This window comes from Litoreibacter sp. JB4-2 (assembly GCF_055693445.1).
This window is the reverse complement of the sequence record NZ_CM146334.1, coordinates 204,648-221,880: the sequence shown is the minus strand read 5'-3', so window position 1 is coordinate 221,880 and position 17,233 is coordinate 204,648. Positions and strand designations below refer to the sequence as shown.

The following is a 17,233-nucleotide window of genomic DNA, read 5'->3' as shown; positions in this document are numbered from 1 at the left end:
GGACGGCCATGAAGGACGATCACTCCGGCGCGACCCCGCGCACCACGCCGATCCAGTCGGCGACATTTTCCAACCCGGTCAACGCCGAAATTCGTCGTGCAGCAGCCACGGGCATTTATGATATTCGCGGCGGCGGCGCGAAGCGCAAGGTTCCGCATTTCGATGACCTGCTCTTTCTGGGCGCGTCGATCTCGCGCTACCCGCTCGAAGGCTACCGCGAGAAATGTGAAACCTCCGTCACGCTCGGCACACGGTTCGCCAAGAACCCGATTGAGCTGGACATCCCTATCACCATCGCGGGAATGAGCTTTGGCGCTTTGTCCGGTCCCGCCAAGGAATCGCTGGGACGCGGTGCCACCATGGCGGGCACGTCGACCACCACCGGCGACGGCGGCATGACCGAAGAAGAACGTGGCCACTCCAACAAGCTGGTCTATCAATACCTGCCCTCGCGCTACGGGATGAACCCCGACGACCTGCGCCGCTGCGACGCGATTGAAATCGTTGTCGGCCAAGGTGCGAAACCAGGCGGCGGCGGCATGCTGTTGGGCCAGAAGATCTCAGACCGTGTGGCGCAAATGCGCAATTTGCCCAAGGGCATCGACCAACGTTCTGCGTGCCGTCACCCCGACTGGACCGGCCCCGACGATCTGGAAATCAAGATCCTGGAGCTGCGCGAAATCACCAATTGGGAAAAGCCGATCTACATCAAGGTCGGCGGCGCGCGCCCCTATTTCGACACCACTTTGGCGGTCAAAGCGGGCGCAGATGTCGTCGTGCTGGACGGCATGCAAGGCGGCACAGCGGCCACGCAGGACGTGTTTATCGAAAACGTGGGCCAGCCGATCCTGGCATGTATTCGTGAAGCCGTGCGCGCGCTGCAAGACCTCGACATGCACCGTGAGGTTCAGCTGGTTGTCTCAGGCGGCATCCGCACCGGCGCGGATGTGGCCAAGGCCATGGCAATGGGCGCCGATGCGGTCGCGATTGGCACCGCCGCACTGATCGCGCTTGGCGACAATGACCCGAAATGGGAGGCCGAATATAACGCGCTGGGCACCACGGCGGGCGCCTATGATGACTGGCACGAAGGGCAAGACCCCGCGGGCATCACCACGCAGGATGCAGAGCTGATGAAGCGGCTCGACCCGATTGAAGGCGGGCGCAGGCTCAACAACTACCTCAAGGTGATGACGCTGGAGGCACAAACCATCGCGCGTGCCTGCGGCAAGAACCATCTGCACAATCTTGAACCAGAAGACCTGTGCGCGCTGACACTGGAAGCCGCCGCCATGGCCAAGATTCCGCTGGCCGGCACCGACTGGTACCCCGGAAAACCCGGCACCTCATATTGACCTAAACGAAGGGCGCGACCAGCATGGTACGCGCCCTCACCTTTGACGAACAGGGAAAGACACGATGACCACAGACCTCGCCAATTTTGCCGAAGAGAACGGCGTCAAATACTTCATGATCTCGTTCACCGACCTCTTTGGCGGGCAACGCGCCAAGCTGGTCCCGGCACGCGCAATCGCGGATATGCAGGAAGACGGTGCGGGCTTTGCGGGCTTTGCCACATGGCTCGATCTGACGCCTGCCCACCCTGACATGCTGGCCGTGCCCGATCCGGAGGCCGTGATTATCCTGCCGTGGAACAAAGAAATCGCCTGGGTGCCCGCCGATTGCGTGATGGAAGATGAACCGGTCGAGCAGGCCCCGCGCAATGTGTTGCGCAAGCTGATCGCAGAAGCCGCCGAACAGGGCATGCACGTCAAAACCGGCATCGAGGCAGAGTTCTTCTTGCTGACGCCCGAAGGCGATCAAATCTCGGATCAATACGACACAGCCGCCAAGCCCTGCTACGACCAGCAGGCGTTCATGCGCCGCCTTGATGTGATCCGCGAAATTTCCGACCACATGCTGGAACTTGGCTGGAACCCCTACCAAAACGACCACGAAGACGCCAACGGCCAATGGGAAATGAACTGGGATTTCGACGACGCCTTGCGGACAGCCGACAAGCATTCCTTCTTCAAATTCATGGCCAAATGCGTCGCCGAAAAACATGGCTACCGCGCCACCTTCATGCCCAAGCCGGTTGAAGGCCTGACCGGCAATGGCTGCCACGCGCATATCTCGGTTTGGGATGCGGCGGGCTCCGACGCCAAAACCAACGTCTTCGCGATGGAGCCGAATGACAGTTCCCAAACGGCTGAGCTGGGCTTGTCGGAACAAGGCCGCCACTTCCTGGGCGGGATCATGAAACACGCCTCCGCCCTGGCCGCGATCACCAACCCGACAATCAACAGCTACAAACGTATCAACGCGCCGCGCACCATGTCAGGCGCAACCTGGGCCCCTAACACGGTGACTTGGACCGGCAATAACCGCACGCATATGGTGCGCGTCCCCGGCCCCGGCCGTTTTGAGCTGCGCCTGCCCGACGGCGCGACAAACCCGTATCTGTTGCAAGCCGTGATCATCGCCGCCGGCCTGTCCGGTATCCAGTCCAAAGCCGATCCGGGTAAACGCCACGACATCGACATGTATGCCGAAGGCCACAAAGTGCGCGGCGCGCCTAAGCTGCCGCTGAACATGCTCGACGCTCTGCGCGAGTATGACAAGGATAAGGGCCTGAAGGCTGCTATGGGCGAAGAATTTTCAAAGTCTTACATCAAGATGAAGATGCAGGAATGGAACGACTTCACATCGCACTTCTCTCAATGGGAAAAAGACAACACGCTCGATATCTGAGCGAATTGGACCATCAAAAAAACGAAAGGCGGGGCATTTCCCCGCCTTTTTCTATGTCAGCCAGCCTTTGCGCCGGGCAATCGTCGCATACCAAAGCAACGCCCCCGCCATAAGCACCGACATCAAGGTCGCTGGATCGACACCCAGCACCCGGTAAGTGAAAAAAGCGATCACAAACGTGCCCAGCAATGACAGCCAAAACAGCTGAACCGCAACCCGGCGGCGCAGTAGCAACAAGATACATCCAACGGCCCCGCCGAAGACAGAGACAGCAAACCCCGCCGTTGCCCATGCAGGACGTCCATTGATAACCAGCTGATAGACTTCTGGCATTTGCGCGACGATCTCAGGTGATCCTTGAAAGATGAAATTCAAGCATCCGGCAAGGTTCCAGAGCAGGCCGATCACGGCCACGATCCAATAGGTGAAATGCGGTTTTGAATTCATGTGCATCCTCGCGCCTTTACTGTGCAGCCATCGTCAAAGCCAGCTTTTTCTCGTTTACTGAGGGTTAAATTTGTTGACACAGAGGAACATCAAAGGTGCAATAAGATCAACAAAAACACGACTGAGGAGCCTCCCAAAATGACAAAACGTATAGCGATCATCGGCGCCGGACCCTCCGGCCTCGCCCAGTTGAGAGCATTCCAGTCTGCCAAGAAAAATGGCGAGGATATCCCCGAAATCGTCTGCTACGAGAAGCAGGCCAATTGGGGTGGTTTGTGGAACTACACGTGGCGCACCGGTGTCGATCAATATGGTGAGCCTGTGCATGGCTCGATGTATCGCTACCTGTGGTCAAACGGCCCAAAAGAGGGTTTGGAATTCGCCGACTATTCCTTTGAGGAGCATTTCGGCAAGCAAATCGCGTCTTACCCGCCGCGCGCCGTGCTGTTCGACTATATCCAAGGCCGCGTGGAAAAAGCAGGCGTGCGCGATTGGATCAAGTTTGAAACCGTGGTGCGCCGCGTGGACTATGAAAACGGCAAGTTTTCCGTCACCGTGAAAGACCTGCCCGGTGACACGGAAAGCACCGAAGAATTCGACCACGTGATCTGCGCCTCGGGCCATTTCTCCACGCCCAACGTGCCGCAATTCGACGGGTTTGAAAGCTTCAAAGGCCGCGTCCTGCACGCGCATGATTTCCGCGACGCGTTGGAATTCAAAGACCAAGACATCTTGATCGTGGGCACGTCCTACTCCGCCGAGGATATCGGGTCGCAATGTTGGAAATACGGGGCCAAGTCGATCACTGTTTCGCACCGCACGGCGGCCATGGGCTACGACTGGCCGGAGAATTGGGAAGAGGTGCCCCTGCTCGTCAAAGTCGACGGCAACACTGCCCATTTCAAAGACGGTACCAGCAAGCATGTTGATGCGGTGCTGCTCTGCACGGGCTACCAGCATCACTTCCCGTTTATGGCGGAGGACCTGCGCCTGAAAACAGCCAACCGGCTTGCCACGGCGGACCTTTATAAGGGCGTGGCCTGGGTCGACAATCCGGCGCTGTTTTACCTCGGCATGCAGGACCAGTGGTTCACCTTCAACATGTTCGATGCGCAGGCCTGGTGGGTGCGGGATGCGATCTTGGGCAAAATCTCGATGCCGGATCGCGCCGCGATGCAGGCCGATGTGGTGGACCGGATCGCGCGCGAGGATGCGGGTGAGGATGATTATGATGCGATCTGGTATCAGGGCGACTATATCAAGGAACTCATCACTGAAACCGACTATCCAAGCTTCGATGTGGAGGGCGCCTGTCAGGCCTTCAAGGAATGGAAGGGCCACAAGAAAGCGGGCATCATGACCTTCCGCGACAACAGCTATAAATCGGTCATGACGGGCACGATGGCGCCGGTTCATCACACGCCCTGGAAAGACGCGTTGGATGACAGCCTGGAAGTCTATTTGCAGAACTAACCACGTTCCCCCGCATGCGGGGAATCCGGTAACAAACTGATCTAAAAGGCCTTTTGAAATCTGTTAGGGGTTTCTTAAGGCCTTTTTCGTTCAACTATTGCACCAAAACCGCCCCACATCAGTTCCCGCATTTGACCACAAAAATGCTACATTCTAGCGCCAGATAAGAGCACCAATTGACCCGGTTAATTTGGGAGCTTTCTATGGCCCGCATCATCGTCCTGCTGAGTGCATTCCTATCGCTCGCATTTCCCGTAGTCGCGCAATCAGATGCATGCGTTCAAATCGGCACTATCTGCCAAAAACCCACCGACAAAAGCCTTAGCCTGCGAAAGGCAGAAGACCTGGCCGCCCTTGATGCAATCGCGCAAGCGCCTTGGATCACCTTTCTTGTGATAGACGCCGTCGATGATTTCGAAGGTGAGATCGACCTCGGCCCGCTCGCCACCCTGAACCACCTTGAACTGTTGAAGCTCGGTGGGTTGGGCCCGTTCGATGCCGCTGGTTTGCAAGGCCTGCCCGTCAAAAGCCTGACCCTGACGGACAGCCAGCCCAACAGCTACGAGTTCGTGGCCACCCTGCCCCAACTGTCAACGCTCAGGCTCAACAATTCCCTCACCCAGCTGTCCGACTTACCGCTCGATGCGCTCAGCACTTTGAAAGACCTCAGCCTCATCAACAGCGCGGTTGCATCGCTGTCTGGCATTGACGCACTCACAGGTCTCGAAAGCATTGCCTTGACCAATGCGGGCGTCCAGGATCTAAGCCCCCTAGCCGCGCTCGATCTGAAACGCGTTACAATTATCAGCGACACGCCGTTGGATTTATCACCGCTGGCAACAAGCACGGGCTTGACCCATTTGCGCCTGGGCGGGGCTGGCATCACCAGCCTTGACGGGATGTCGCTGGGCCCTGATTTGGCCCAATTCGATGGGTCACGTTCAGGACTGGAAAACATTGCCGCACTTGCTGGTGCGACGCGGCTTCAACGCGTGAACCTACGCGCCAGCACTGTGACCGATATCGCGGCGCTGACCGGTAAATTGCAATTGCAGGAACTCGACCTGCGCGAAACGCCGTTGGTCGATATTCAACCTCTGTCAGAGCTGCCCAAGCTGGAGCAGCTTGATCTGAGCGACACAATGATCACTGACCTATCGCCGCTGGCGCAGCTGGATAGTGTCGAGATGACATCCCTGTCGCGCCTGCCCGCGACCGATCTTAGCCCCCTGGCAGATATGGAAAACCTCAAAGGCCTGTGGTTGAATGACACGAAAGCATCGGACCTGTCGCCCCTGCTGCAGATCCCGTTGATCGAGGCCTTTATCGTGGACGACCAAAAGATGCTGACCAAGGACACCCTGCCCGCCTATATGGAAACGCGCCCCGATCCAAACCAACAATAGCAGCAGATTTTCGCGCGCCAAAGTTTCTGCGTATCAAATCCGGATCGTGTCCAAGGCGGCCCGGCATAGCACCAGTTACTCCAACGGTGTGATCCGCAAAAACACATAGGTCTGCTGCAACGCGCCTTTGTCTTTCAGCGACAGGCCCACTTCCCCTTTGGGCGCTTGAAACAACCGCAAATCGTAGAAATCCGGGTGGTTGACCGCCTTGTCTTGCGCCCCTTCCGTTCCTGCGTCCGGGCAGGCCTGCAAGGCCGTCAATGCCCTTTCAAACGCCGCCTGCGCCGTCCCGTCACGAAACGGAAACGCCCAAGCGCAATTCAGCGCCCGCGCGCCAGACAGATCGAGCGACGTAGAACACGCGCCCGCGCCCGCTGCCGGCAGATCAATTTGAACGACCTCCGTAACCCGGCTCTGCAAGACCGCCGCCACCTGCCCACAAAACGAGCCAGCCCACACTGGGGCCGCAAAACCGATGAGACATAAGGAGGCAAAGAAACAACGCATCGGGCAGACTATGCCCTGCGGCCGCGAAAATTGCCAAGGGATGGTTTGAGCCCTTTCTAACTGAATTGCCCCAGGATGGCGAATGGCGGCTTCTGCTGCGCGTGTTGCCTACTGCCATCAATGAGAATGCAATTGCCGGGGCCATTCCGCATTTTCAGTGGCAATATTCTCATATCCAGTTCAACAATTGCGCAAGTTTGAGCAGTTTTTTGGAGAATTTGAGTGACAAAGAAGCCTGAAACTACTGCGAGAGAAATTATCGACTTCTGGTTTCCAGACGGACCAAGCCCAGAACCAAAGGCCCATATGGATTTGTGGGCGTGGCGTATGAGGGGCGGCGCGAATGATGAAATCATCGCGAAATACACAGACGCCACCGAACGCGCGTCGCAAGGAGAGTTTGACAGTTGGGCCGACGAGCCAATCGGGCGATTGGCTCTGATTATCTTGCTAGACCAGTTTCCAAGAACGATATGGGCCGGGACATCAAAGGCTTATGCACAGGATCCCAAAGCTTTACACATCTGTCTTGAGGGGCTTGAGAACGGCCATTTTGACGCGCTTGAAAATGTTTGGTTCAAATCAGTTTTTAAGTTGCCCATGGAACATTGTGAGTGCCCAAATCATTTGGCCAACTTGGACCGTGTCATCGCCATTGCAGATCAAATCAAGCAAGATGCGCCCGATAGCTTGAAAAATGTGTACGAGTTTGCCGCTCAGCAGCCGAGGAAACATCGGTCGGTCATTGCTCAATTTGGGCGTCACAGCCATCGAAATGAAGTATTGGGGCGCATTTCTACTCCTGAAGAACTAGACTACATCGCCAACGGGGTCTTTCCGCACGAAAGTGAGCTAAAAATCTAACTGTTCTTACGTTGTAAAGCTTTGGTGCCGGTCACCTTATTGCCCAAGATGACCGCCTAGCGGGAGCAGACATTACCCTGCCTATGTCGAATGGCAGCAATCTCCCGCATAGCGGACCTTCAGGCTGTTCCTAAGACTGTAGTGACTAACCCAACCCTCTCGCCCAAGTCAGATGCACAGACCAAAAGACACGGTTCACGCGCTAGGGTGCCGCGTCAGCGGCTACGTCTCCTCTGGGGTTAAGAAAACCCTAATCTTTTAGAAAAGTGGCCTGCAATCAGTTGGATAGCAGCATCCCCGCATGCGGGGATGCTGATTTAGCCGTTCACATCGACAACCACGCGGCCTTTGACCTGACCTTTCAGGATATCTTTCCCCAGCGCCGGAAGGTCGCTCAAAACTGCGGGCTGAACCATCGCTTCCAGCTTGTCCATCAGCAGGTCTTTGGCAATCCGATCCCAGGCGCGCACCCGGTTTTCATAGGGCTGCATCACGCTATCAATGCCCAGCAGGTTCACGCCGCGCAACAGAAATGGGATCACCGTCGCAGGCAGGCCCGCGCCCCCCGCCAGCCCCACGGCCGCAACAGACGCGCCGTATTTCATCTGCCCCAAAACGCGTGCCAGCATTTCGCCGCCCACCGCGTCGACGCAGCCGGCCCAGGTTTCGCCTTCAAGCGGGCGTTTGGTGGTCTCGTTCAGCTCCTCACGTGCAACAATCTGCGTGGCCCCCAGCGATGTTAGATAATCTGCGGTCTCAGGCCGTCCGGTGACGCCCGCGACCTCATGGCCCAGCCCCGCCAGGATCGCCGTTGCAACCGAGCCCACGCCGCCCGCAGCCCCCGTGACCAAAACCGGCCCGTCTTTGATGCCGTGATCTTCCAAGGCCATCACCGCCAGCATCGCGGTGAACCCGGCGGTGCCCACGGCCATGGCCTGACGCGTATCCAGCCCCTTGGGCAGCGGCACCAGCCAATCGGCCTTCACGCGCGCCTTTTGGCTGTAGCCGCCCCAATGCGCCTCCCCCACGCGCCAGCCTGTCAGCACGACCTTGTCGCCCGGCTTGTAGCGGCCGTCGCTGGAGGTCTCGACCGTGCCCGCAAAATCAATGCCCGGCACATGCGGGTAGTTGCGCACCAAGCCGCCCCCCGGCCCAATGCAGAGCCCGTCTTTGTAGTTCACCGTGGAATATTCGACGGCGACGGTCACTTCGGCCTCGGGCAGCATATCTTCGGAAATTTCGGTGACGGAGGCGCTCGTTTTGCCCTCGTCATCCTTGTTTACAAGCAATGCATTGAACATGTCGTCTCTCCTGTTATAGCCAAAAATTCTCTTGGACGATGGCGCGGCGCGGCCCGTCCTGTGTTTCAATCTGCACTTCGGTGCCCGCGTCCCAATGGGTCATGCGCACCATACCAATTGCCACATTCGTCTTGAAATCGGGGCTTTTGGCGGCTGAGGTCAGCTGCCCGATCACCGTGCCCTTGCCCGGCGCCGTGATAGGCCACAGACGGTCGCAAGGCGGAATGTCCCCGTCAATCGCAATGGCGCGCACTTGCTTCACCGGGCCTTCTTTGGCCACCCTGAGCAGCGCGTCGCGCCCGACGCAGCCAATCGCCGTCTGGGTCGAACAAAACCGGCCCAGACCGCATTCATGCGGGGTGTTGTCGCGGTTCATGTCGTTGCCGTAGCTGAGAAGTCCGCCCTCGATCCGCTCAATCAGGTTCGGGCAACCGGCATAAACATCCAGGTCTTTGCCCGCCTCCATGAGCGCGTTCCACAAAGGCATCCCGTTGGCAGACCCTTCGACATAGACTTCAAACCCGCCCTGCTTGGAATAGCCCGAGCGTGCGACCAGCATCTGTTTGCCTTGGAAGTCGAAATACCCGTAGCGGAAGAACCGCAGGTCCTTCACGGCGTCCCCAAAAATGCGCGCCGCCAGCGTGTCTGCATGCGGGCCCTGGATCGCCAGGGGCGATACATCGGGCTCTTCTACGATCACATCAAGGTAAAGCGCATGCGCCAAACCCTTGACCCATAACAACAAATCGCTATCCGCAATCGACAGCCAATAGCGGTCATCGGACAGCATCAACGCCACCGGGTCGTTCAACATGCCGCCCGTGCCGTCAACCAGCGGCACGTAGTAACACATACCGGGCAGCATCCCACGCAGGTCACGCGGGGTTAGCATCTGCATCAAACGCCCGGCATCCGGCCCGCGCAATTCGACCTGCCGCTCAACCGAGACGTCCCAGACCTGCACCGCCGATTTCAGATGGTGGTAGTCTTCCTCTACGCTGCGGAACACCGTCGGCAGCAACATCCGGTTATACACCGTGTAGCTTTTGACCCCGGCGGCTTCGACACCGTCAGAGAAAGGCGTGCGGCGCACGCGGCGGGAGGGGGCAATCGTCGCCATGTTTTACTCCGGCATAAAGGCAAGATCCGAGCGCTCCGTCTCGTACCCGGCATCGGTCAGCATTGCGTGGATTTGACCACGGTGATGCGTCTGGTGGTTGAAAAAATGCGTGATGCACAGCGACTTTGGCTTTGTCATGGATTTCCCCGTCGTCGCAGACACCCACACCAAAGGCCCCACCAGATCGATATGCTTCACCTTGCTGGCCCATCTGACAATGCGCTCATCGGTGCGTAGACGGTCATCCAGAAGCGATTGCAGCGTGTCGTGCAAACCGGTGCTGTCTGGGATACCGCCCGGCGGGACCGGGCCATTGTCAAACCGCGCCATCCAGATCTGATCCCCCCAAAGGAGATGATTGGCGGTCTTGAACAGCGATCCGAAGAAGGCCCTACGGTTCTTCATCACCTCTTTCTCGGGCAGGCTTTTCAAGGCCGTGGTCACTGCTGTATTCTGCCACGCGTTGTAGCGCGCCATGGTTTGGCAGTACTCCGCCGTGATCATGGACCGGACCACTCAATCGGGCAAATCTCTGCCGATTTGCCGCCAAAATCCCAAACGCGGCCGTAGTCGCGAATTCGCGACCGCGTGCCCACAGCCGCAATAATATCCGGCCCCATCCAGTATTTGGAGTTGCTGACCATCACCGGATGCTCATCCGATTTACCGGCAATCATCTCAATCTCGCCCTGCAATTTGCGCCCTATATTGATCGACCGTTTCTTGCCGTCGCGCACGATCTCAACAGGCGCGCGTTCCGCCCCGATGATCTCGGAGACCAGCATGGTGAACAGCCCCGTCGTCCCGCCCGCCGAGCCGGAGAAGATCTTCAGGATACCATTATAGGCCTTTTGGGTGGCGCGTTCATCAACATAGGCCGCAACCTTCCAGTCGCCTTCGCCCATGCGTCCGGGGATATCAACCAGCAGGCCAATGTTCAGGCCCGACAGGTCCTCCCCCTCGAAATGGCCCTCATCAATCGCGACCGCCATCCAGGCGTGGCAATGGCCTTCCGTCGGCGGGTGCGCGCCCAGCGACACAACGCAGGGACAAAAAACGGTGCAAGAACAGTTCAAAAACAGCTCGCCCTTGATGCTCCAATCCGTGGGCTCCTTGCGGCGCCGGGTCGGGCTCATCCGGGCGTCAATCTTCTGCATCACCTGCAGTTTGTCAGACGGTTTGCGGTCCTTCTTGGCCATGTTCAAAGCCTCCCTGTTAAGCGATCACGCCGTATCCGGCGACCCCGAGGCCCGCCGCGATCAACGCGACGCCTGCAGGTTTTGTTACATATTGCCCCAATTGCGGGAGCTTTTCGACCACCATGAACAGCGTCGCGAGCCCCATCCACAACAAGCTCATCACGCCGCCGACAAATCCCAGCGCCATGAAGCCCCAGCAGCACCCTACGCAAAACGCGCCAAGGCCCAGGCCCATACGCAATCCGCCCGCAAAGCCGGTTTTCCAATGCCCCAGAAAATACATGCCGGGCGCATGGCACACGCCATGGCAAATCTCTTTGGCCCGCGTGAACTGAAACGCGCCCACGACGATCAAAAGCAGCCCCGCAAACCAAAGCGAATTCGATATCCCCAGATCATCAATAAAATCGGATGCCATCAATGCGATCTGCGCGCCCGCGATCAGCGCCGCAAAGCCCACCCAAACCACGAAATAGCCCAGCACTACGCCCAGCCAGCCCGCGCGCGTGCCGTTGGCGCTTTTCATCAAATCTTCATAAGCGCGCAGCGTCGGCACAAGCGTCGGCAACATCATCGCCGCCATCATGATCGCCCACATCGGGAACAGCGCGCCGAATGTCGTCATCTGCATCATCGGCATGTCGCCCATCGGGGCATCTGCGCCGTCTGTCATGGCGCTGCCCATTTGGCCGCCCATATTCGCGCCCGACATGCCGCCGCCCATGGACATCATGCCTTGCGGGCGCCCGATCCAGTCGACCCCCATCATTTGCGCCATCGAGAACATCACCCACCACGCAGCCAAAATCGCCGCGAAAAACGACAGCCATAAAATCGATCTGGTGATACCGGCCATGAGACCTCCCGACTCAAAACATCTGATTTTCATGTCAGATTTTCAAATGTCTTACAATTAAAATCGCGCATGCTATAACGCTGATATGAAAATCGATCCTGACTCCGGCAAAGACCTCAGCGCCCAGATCGCGCAAGCCATTCGCGACGCCATCATCTCGGGCCAGCTGCCCGTCGATGAACGCCTCCCGTCAGAGGCCGAACTGGCCGAACATTTCGACGTCTCCCGCCCCACCGTGCGCGAGGCGCTCAAACGCCTTGCCGCCCAAAGCCTGATCCGCACGCAGCGTGGGGCCACAGGCGGCGCTTTCGTCAACCGGCTCACCTTTGAAGACGCCTACGGGCAGCAAATCACCACCTCGACGCTGCTTTTGTCGATGAATTCCGTCAGTTTTGAAACCGCATGCGAAGCGCGCTATGCGTTGGAACGCGCCTGCGCGCCACTATCAGCCCAACGGCGTGAGGCCGATCACCTCGCCACGATGCGCGCCGAAATCCACCGCCAGTCCCAGCCGGGTCTCAGCGATGAGGCGTTTTGCGCCTCCGACGTCGCCTTCCACCGCGCGCTCGTCGACGGCGCGGGCAACCCGGTGTTGTCCTATCAGCTCGCAGGCGCCGTCGAGGCGATGCAGCCCTCCATGAACATGATCACCTTCACCGCCCGCTCCCGCGAGGCGATCATCGCGCTGCACACCCGCATCGCCGACGCGATTGAAGCGCATGACCCGGTCACAGCCGATGCCGCGCTTGCAAAGCTGCAAAGCTACACAGTAGATTTGGCACATGAAGTCGCCCAAGCGCGCGCCAAAAACAAAACCCGCGGCGCGGCGCAATAAACGCAAAAACAATTTTAGGTCGTTTTGTGAAAGCTCACTGCTTCGTCGTCGCCTGCGCCATGGCGCTCTTTCCTCCTGCCGCCATCGCCGACCCGCAAAGCGACGCCACATATATCGCCAGCCAAACCGTTACGCGCGACATCATGGAAGGCGCCATTCAAGCGCAACGCCCGCTTATCATTGGTGCCATCCAAAACGACATTGCTCAAAAGGGCATCAAACTGACCGACCCCGACCGGTTTTTCGATCTGTTTCTAGCCGAATTCATCACGGAGTTTACGCAATCCATGCAGGCGCAAACTGCGCCGATCTATCTTGATAAGTTTTCTGCGCAAGAACTCAGCGATATCACCGCCTTCTACAATACGCCATCGGGTCAGGCCTTGCTGAAACAAACACCAAAATTAATGTAGGCCAGCGCTCAACTTGGGGCGCAAGCTGGTCGCGACGCTGGTCTCAATGCCGGACCGCGCTTGGCCAAACGCATCCAAAACGAAGGCCTGATCGAGGTCGAAGACAAAGGTATGATGCAAAAGCTGCTCGACGCGCTGCGCTAGAAAGACCTCGCGCGTCCCAACACTTCATTGTTTCACAAATATTCCGGGGGACGGTGCGCAGCACCGGGGGCAGAGCCCCCACTTACCTCTCGCCCCTATCTCTCACCAAAATCCCACCATACCCCCGCCAAAATCCTCTTGTCCGCCCGCCCCGTTTCGCCCTAGCCTTGCGGCTGGAAAAATCACCGCAAAACAAACCGCTGGGAGCGCTGCAAATGAACCCTCTTACCAAACTCCTGGGCACTGCCGCCCTTGCCCTGAGCACCACGACCGCTTTCGCCGCCGACCCGGACCTGCTGGTCTTCGACTGGTCCGGCTATGAAGAAGACGGGTTTTTCATCAATTATGCCGCCAAATACGGCTCCGGCCCAACCTATGCTTTCTTCGGCGAGGAAGAAGAGGCTTTTCAAAAGCTGCGCTCCGGCTTCCGGGCTGACGTGGCCCACCCCTGTTCGCAGTCGGTCGATAAATGGATCCAGGCCGGCCTGATCGAGCCTTGGGACATCTCGGAGAATCCCCACCTACGCCACCTTGGCCGATCTCTATAAAAACGATCCGACCTTTGTGCGCGACGGCGAAGTTTATTTCATCCCCGCCGATCTGGGCATGACCGGGTTGATCTACAACACCGAAGAAATTACCGAAGACCAGGTCGCCTCGCTGCAAATCTTCGTCGATCCCGCCATGGCCGGGCGCACGTCGCTGCCCGACAATGTCGAAGACGCTTATGCGCTTGCCTATCTCGCGACCGGCGTTTCCGATTGGACCAAAGCGACCGAGCAAGACATGCAAGCCGCCTCCGCCTGGATGCGTCAGGCCCATGCGAACGCGCGCGCCTATTGGGCCGACGGCGCTGAGCTGGCGCAGCTGATGGCCACCGGCGAAGTGCTGGTCGCGTGGGGCTGGAACGAAACGCCTGTCCAAATGACTGGGGACGGCTACCCGATCGGTTTCCAGCGTGAAGCCGCTGAGGGGTCGTCTAGCTGGTTCTGCGGCTATGTGAACCTGGTTGATGGGCCCGGCTCCGAAGACAAGGCGCATGATTTTGTGGAAAGCTTCCTGAGCCAGGAAACAGCCGACTACATCGTCAATGAATGGGGCTACGGACATTCCAACACGGCTGCGATGGGCTCGTTTGGCACCGAGACATTGACCGAGGTCGGCCTAAACGACATCTCCGCCCCACAACTGGCCCAGCTGCCCATGGACAACGCGCTACGTGAAGCCATGATCAAGGAATTTGAGCGTATCAAAGCAGGCTTCTAGACCTTTCAAAAAATTCTGCTGCGGCCCGCTTTTCTTGGGCGGGCCGCCCGGCACCACATTAAGCGCTCTTTCTTACGTCTTCCGCGTTACAAACCAAAGCCCGCGCAGCCTCCAGACTCATGGGTTTTCCGAAATAAAATCCCTGCACCGATGCGCAGTTTTCTGATTTCAGAAAATTCAGCTCTTCCTCCACCTCGACACCTTCGGCCAGCACAGGGATGTGCAGTGCATCCCCCAGCAAAAGCGTCGAGCGGACAATCGCCGCACTTTGCGCATTCTTGTGCACATCGCGCACGAAGCTACGGTCTATTTTGATCTTGTCGAAAGGGAAGGCTTGCAAGGTCGCCAGCGATGAGTAGCCCGTCCCAAAATCATCCATCGCGATGCGGATGCCCATCCTTTTGAGTTCATGCATGACCTTCAACGTATTTTTCTGGTCATCAATGATGCTGGCCTCAGTCACCTCTAGTTCAAGACGCGCAGGAACCAACGCGCTTTCGATCAAAATGTCGGACACATGTTCAAGGAAAGACGGCTGTACAAGCTGCTGCGGGGCGACATTCACAGCGATGCTAAACGGCCGATCCCATGTGGCGGCTTCCAGACACGCGGTGCGCAAGACCCAAAGCCCGATCTCGCGGATCAAGCCGGTTTCTTCTGCAATCGGTATGAATTCACCGGGTGAGATCAAGCCTCGCTCTGGATGGTTCCACCGCAACAAAGCCTCGAAACCCACGGGAGAGAGCGAGTGGATATCATTTTGAAGCTGGTAGACCAGCTCTAGCTCTTCGTTGGCAATAGATTGCCTGAGGTCATTGACCAGCAAAAGACGATCTCGGCTCTGACGGTCCATTTCGTGATTGAAGAAACAGACTTTCTTGTCGCCACCGGACTTTGCGCGATACATCGCCAGATCAGAGCGGTGCAAAAGCTGTTCAACATCAACACCGTCTTCAAGGCTTGATGATACGCCAACACTCGCGCCAACAACGCAATCGCCTTGCTCTGAGGCAATGGGTTCGAGAATTTGAGCACGTAGTTTTTGTGCAAAAGCTTGCACCTCATCAATGCGCCGAAAGTTCGATTTGATGGCCACAAACTCGTCGCCACCAACGCGGGCGATGAATTCATCTGCGCCAATGACCGCGCTGAGCCGCGTCGCGATGGTCGTCAACACCAGATCACCGATCGCATGACCGTGAAGGTCATTCACCTCTTTGAACAGGTCTAGATCAATGGTCAGCACGGCCACCCGGGCGCTCGGCTGCTGCTCCAACATTTCAGAGAAGTCGGCAATTTTCTGTTTGAGCTTCAACCGGTTCGGAAGCCCTGTCAGGGGATCATGCAGCGCGGCGCTTCGCAGCATTTGATCCGTCTCTTGCTCCATCTCGGTTTCGATCAAAACGGAAGCAAGACCGATCAACAGCAATGCGCCTGTGACACCCAATACCAAGAAACCCAAGGTCGTATCAGAGATTGCTTTTGGTGGGACAATCACTCTTGGATCAAACTCCACCTCAATCGCGGCCATTCCGGTGAAGTGCATGCTGCAGATCGCAAGCACCATCAAACCTGCCCCCCAACGCCATGAATAGCCCGACCGCGCGTAGGTGATTACATGAAAGGCCGCGACACCGCCCAAAATACCGATGATTTTCGAAGCTGTGACCATCGACATATCCCACACAATCACCCCTGGGATCAGATAAGCCGACATGCCGACATAGTGCATAGTGCTGACGGTAAGGCCGAATAAGGCCCCGCCAGCCAGCTGTACCAAGCGGCGTTTTCCCAGAACTGCCAACGCAACGGCGACAGACATTCCGACCATGGCCACCAGTAGCGAGGCGGTTGTGGCGACAGGTTCATAGCCAGTGTCATAGACGGGATCATAGGCCAGCATGGCGATGAAATGCGTGGACCAGATCGTCGCGCCTGAAATCATCGCAGTTAGGAGAAGTTTGACGGTCTTCTGGTGCGATGTGGCCTGAATCGTCCGCGACAAAAGCTTGACCGACAGACCAGACCCCACAATGCAAACGAGCGCGGCTAGCAAGACCAGAACATGGTCATGGTCATAACTCAAACACTCGATAACGCGGTACATATGCGGGCCCCAAATATTGACCGCATCCCTCTAAATGCTCAATTGATAACAATTTCTATATTCAAACCAGCCGGGAATGGCAGATATGTCTCGAATTGTCGCAATTCCGGTAACCTTCGATAAATCACAGACAATCTGGCGGTCTGGGTCGGCAATCATTGAAACCCCTGGCGGCATTCCTTATATGTGGGTTGTCCTTCGGGACTATGGACATAAACGCGCTCGTAATAAGCGGATCGGACCCGGGGGCGGTACCCGGCGACTCCACCAACATCTCCTTCGTTTGGGGAGCATGGGGTCGAAATAGGATCGACGAACGTCTAAAGGGGTTAGCTTTGTCTCGGTGAGATACCACCGTTATCGGTTCATTTAAGCTAGTTGCAAACGACAACAAAGCTCCAATGGCGATGGCTGCGTAAGCAGTCGGAACTATTGAAATCTTAAGCCCTTAGGCCTAGCAGCTTAAGGCGGGGTTCGCAGGTACCTGGCAACAGAAACCTGCACTTTCCGCATCTTAGACGAAGCTGAACCGCGCGCGGTT

General features: G+C 57.5%; 17 protein-coding genes and 1 other RNA gene. 10 read left to right on the top strand and 8 right to left on the bottom strand.

The genetic code is table 11. The features are described from left to right. The first annotated feature begins 8 nt into the window (after positions 1-8). Together ACZ1G7_RS01155 and glnT are read left to right on the top strand one after the other, a co-directional pair. A complete protein-coding gene (locus ACZ1G7_RS01155; RefSeq protein WP_472661627.1) occupies positions 9-1,355 on the top strand; it encodes an FMN-binding glutamate synthase family protein in 1,347 nt (448 codons plus the stop codon). A gap of 64 nt (positions 1,356-1,419) precedes the next feature. Further along, the gene (glnT, locus tag ACZ1G7_RS01150; protein ID WP_472661625.1) at positions 1,420-2,754 is read left to right on the top strand and encodes a type III glutamate--ammonia ligase; all 1,335 of its coding nucleotides are present in this window, start codon (positions 1,420-1,422) and stop codon (positions 2,752-2,754) included. A 51-nt stretch (positions 2,755-2,805) separates the two neighbouring features. Here the strand turns inward: glnT and ACZ1G7_RS01145 are convergent, their stop codons facing one another. Then, positions 2,806-3,201, bottom strand: a complete 396-nt coding sequence (locus tag ACZ1G7_RS01145; protein ID WP_472661624.1) for a hypothetical protein — start codon at positions 3,199-3,201, stop codon at positions 2,806-2,808. Positions 3,202-3,339: 138 nt separating this feature from the next. Between ACZ1G7_RS01145 and ACZ1G7_RS01140 the strand changes: the two genes are divergently transcribed. Together ACZ1G7_RS01140 and ACZ1G7_RS01135 are read left to right on the top strand one after the other, a co-directional pair. Next, the gene (locus ACZ1G7_RS01140; RefSeq protein WP_472661622.1) at positions 3,340-4,674 is read left to right on the top strand and encodes an NAD(P)-binding domain-containing protein; all 1,335 of its coding nucleotides are present in this window, start codon (positions 3,340-3,342) and stop codon (positions 4,672-4,674) included. A gap of 203 nt (positions 4,675-4,877) precedes the next feature. Beyond that, a complete protein-coding gene (locus ACZ1G7_RS01135) occupies positions 4,878-6,080 on the top strand; it encodes a leucine-rich repeat domain-containing protein (protein ID WP_472661621.1) in 1,203 nt (400 codons plus the stop codon). Positions 6,081-6,155: 75 nt separating this feature from the next. On the opposite strand, the gene ACZ1G7_RS01130 is transcribed toward ACZ1G7_RS01135, so the two are convergent. Beyond that, entirely contained in the window at positions 6,156-6,500 is a 345-nt protein-coding gene (locus tag ACZ1G7_RS01130; RefSeq protein WP_472661619.1) for a hypothetical protein, read from the bottom strand. A gap of 309 nt (positions 6,501-6,809) precedes the next feature. Between ACZ1G7_RS01130 and ACZ1G7_RS01125 the strand changes: the two genes are divergently transcribed. Beyond that, positions 6,810-7,451 (top strand): DUF924 family protein, encoded by a 642-nt coding sequence (locus ACZ1G7_RS01125; protein WP_472661617.1) that lies wholly within the window; start codon positions 6,810-6,812, stop codon positions 7,449-7,451. A gap of 317 nt (positions 7,452-7,768) precedes the next feature. Here ACZ1G7_RS01125 and acuI read toward each other — a convergent pair whose 3' ends face one another. Genes acuI through ACZ1G7_RS01100 form a run of 5 tightly spaced genes read right to left on the bottom strand, consistent with a single transcriptional unit; the run spans position 7,769 to position 11,927 of the window. Then, positions 7,769-8,752, bottom strand: a complete 984-nt coding sequence (gene acuI / locus ACZ1G7_RS01120) for an acryloyl-CoA reductase (RefSeq protein WP_472661615.1) — start codon at positions 8,750-8,752, stop codon at positions 7,769-7,771. Between the two features lie 13 nt (positions 8,753-8,765). Next, complete coding sequence (locus tag ACZ1G7_RS01115; protein WP_472661613.1) at positions 8,766-9,872, bottom strand: dimethylsulfoniopropionate demethylase; 1,107 nt, start codon at positions 9,870-9,872, stop codon at positions 8,766-8,768. Between the two features lie 3 nt (positions 9,873-9,875). After that, on the bottom strand, positions 9,876-10,376 hold the full coding sequence (locus ACZ1G7_RS01110) for a DinB family protein (RefSeq protein WP_472661611.1): 501 nt from the start codon (positions 10,374-10,376) through the stop codon (positions 9,876-9,878). Beyond that, positions 10,373-11,071 (bottom strand): DUF1326 domain-containing protein, encoded by a 699-nt coding sequence (locus ACZ1G7_RS01105; protein WP_472661610.1) that lies wholly within the window; start codon positions 11,069-11,071, stop codon positions 10,373-10,375. The genes ACZ1G7_RS01110 and ACZ1G7_RS01105 overlap by 4 nt, the downstream gene beginning before the upstream one ends. 16 nt (positions 11,072-11,087) lie before the next feature. Beyond that, positions 11,088-11,927, bottom strand: a complete 840-nt coding sequence (locus ACZ1G7_RS01100) for a DUF2182 domain-containing protein (protein ID WP_472661608.1) — start codon at positions 11,925-11,927, stop codon at positions 11,088-11,090. An 85-nt stretch (positions 11,928-12,012) separates the two neighbouring features. Between ACZ1G7_RS01100 and ACZ1G7_RS01095 the strand changes: the two genes are divergently transcribed. The 4 genes from ACZ1G7_RS01095 to ACZ1G7_RS01080 all read left to right on the top strand — a co-directional run bounded on the left by ACZ1G7_RS01095 (position 12,013) and on the right by ACZ1G7_RS01080 (position 14,585). Then, entirely contained in the window at positions 12,013-12,762 is a 750-nt protein-coding gene (locus ACZ1G7_RS01095; RefSeq protein WP_472661606.1) for a FadR/GntR family transcriptional regulator, read from the top strand. Between the two features lie 26 nt (positions 12,763-12,788). Continuing rightward, entirely contained in the window at positions 12,789-13,175 is a 387-nt protein-coding gene (locus tag ACZ1G7_RS01090) for a DUF2059 domain-containing protein (RefSeq protein WP_472661604.1), read from the top strand. Positions 13,176-13,534: 359 nt separating this feature from the next. Then, positions 13,535-13,867, top strand: coding sequence for a hypothetical protein (locus ACZ1G7_RS01085; protein WP_472661602.1), 333 nt, complete (start codon positions 13,535-13,537; stop codon positions 13,865-13,867). Beyond that, positions 13,851-14,585: an ABC transporter substrate-binding protein gene (locus ACZ1G7_RS01080; RefSeq protein WP_472661600.1), complete on the top strand. Its 735-nt coding sequence runs from the start codon at positions 13,851-13,853 to the stop codon at positions 14,583-14,585. Before ACZ1G7_RS01085 ends, ACZ1G7_RS01080 begins: the two co-directional genes overlap by 17 nt. A gap of 58 nt (positions 14,586-14,643) precedes the next feature. On the opposite strand, the gene ACZ1G7_RS01075 is transcribed toward ACZ1G7_RS01080, so the two are convergent. Then, positions 14,644-16,692, bottom strand: coding sequence for a putative bifunctional diguanylate cyclase/phosphodiesterase (locus tag ACZ1G7_RS01075; RefSeq protein ID WP_472661598.1), 2,049 nt, complete (start codon positions 16,690-16,692; stop codon positions 14,644-14,646). A 154-nt stretch (positions 16,693-16,846) separates the two neighbouring features. Here ACZ1G7_RS01075 and ssrA point away from each other — a divergent pair. Then, positions 16,847-17,197, top strand: a transfer-messenger RNA (tmRNA) gene (gene ssrA / locus ACZ1G7_RS01070). Positions 17,198-17,233: the final 36 nt, after the last annotated feature.

What these genes read in the sequence shown, in the direction of transcription:
- ACZ1G7_RS01155 (WP_472661627.1), top strand. Translation starts at nt 9, where the DNA reads ATGAAGGACGATCACTCCGGCGCGACCCCGCGCACCACGCCGATCCAG.
- glnT (WP_472661625.1), top strand. Translation starts at nt 1,420, where the DNA reads ATGACCACAGACCTCGCCAATTTTGCCGAAGAGAACGGCGTCAAATAC.
- ACZ1G7_RS01145 (WP_472661624.1), bottom strand. Translation starts at nt 3,201, where the DNA reads ATGAATTCAAAACCGCATTTCACCTATTGGATCGTGGCCGTGATCGGC.
- ACZ1G7_RS01140 (WP_472661622.1), top strand. Translation starts at nt 3,340, where the DNA reads ATGACAAAACGTATAGCGATCATCGGCGCCGGACCCTCCGGCCTCGCC.
- ACZ1G7_RS01135 (WP_472661621.1), top strand. Translation starts at nt 4,878, where the DNA reads ATGGCCCGCATCATCGTCCTGCTGAGTGCATTCCTATCGCTCGCATTT.
- acuI (WP_472661615.1), bottom strand. Translation starts at nt 8,752, where the DNA reads ATGTTCAATGCATTGCTTGTAAACAAGGATGACGAGGGCAAAACGAGC.
- ACZ1G7_RS01115 (WP_472661613.1), bottom strand. Translation starts at nt 9,872, where the DNA reads ATGGCGACGATTGCCCCCTCCCGCCGCGTGCGCCGCACGCCTTTCTCT.
- ACZ1G7_RS01110 (WP_472661611.1), bottom strand. Translation starts at nt 10,376, where the DNA reads ATGATCACGGCGGAGTACTGCCAAACCATGGCGCGCTACAACGCGTGG.
- ACZ1G7_RS01105 (WP_472661610.1), bottom strand. Translation starts at nt 11,071, where the DNA reads ATGGCCAAGAAGGACCGCAAACCGTCTGACAAACTGCAGGTGATGCAG.
- ACZ1G7_RS01100 (WP_472661608.1), bottom strand. Translation starts at nt 11,927, where the DNA reads ATGGCCGGTATCACCAGATCGATTTTATGGCTGTCGTTTTTCGCGGCG.
- ACZ1G7_RS01095 (WP_472661606.1), top strand. Translation starts at nt 12,013, where the DNA reads ATGAAAATCGATCCTGACTCCGGCAAAGACCTCAGCGCCCAGATCGCG.
- ACZ1G7_RS01085 (WP_472661602.1), top strand. Translation starts at nt 13,535, where the DNA reads ATGAACCCTCTTACCAAACTCCTGGGCACTGCCGCCCTTGCCCTGAGC.
- ACZ1G7_RS01075 (WP_472661598.1), bottom strand. Translation starts at nt 16,692, where the DNA reads ATGTACCGCGTTATCGAGTGTTTGAGTTATGACCATGACCATGTTCTG.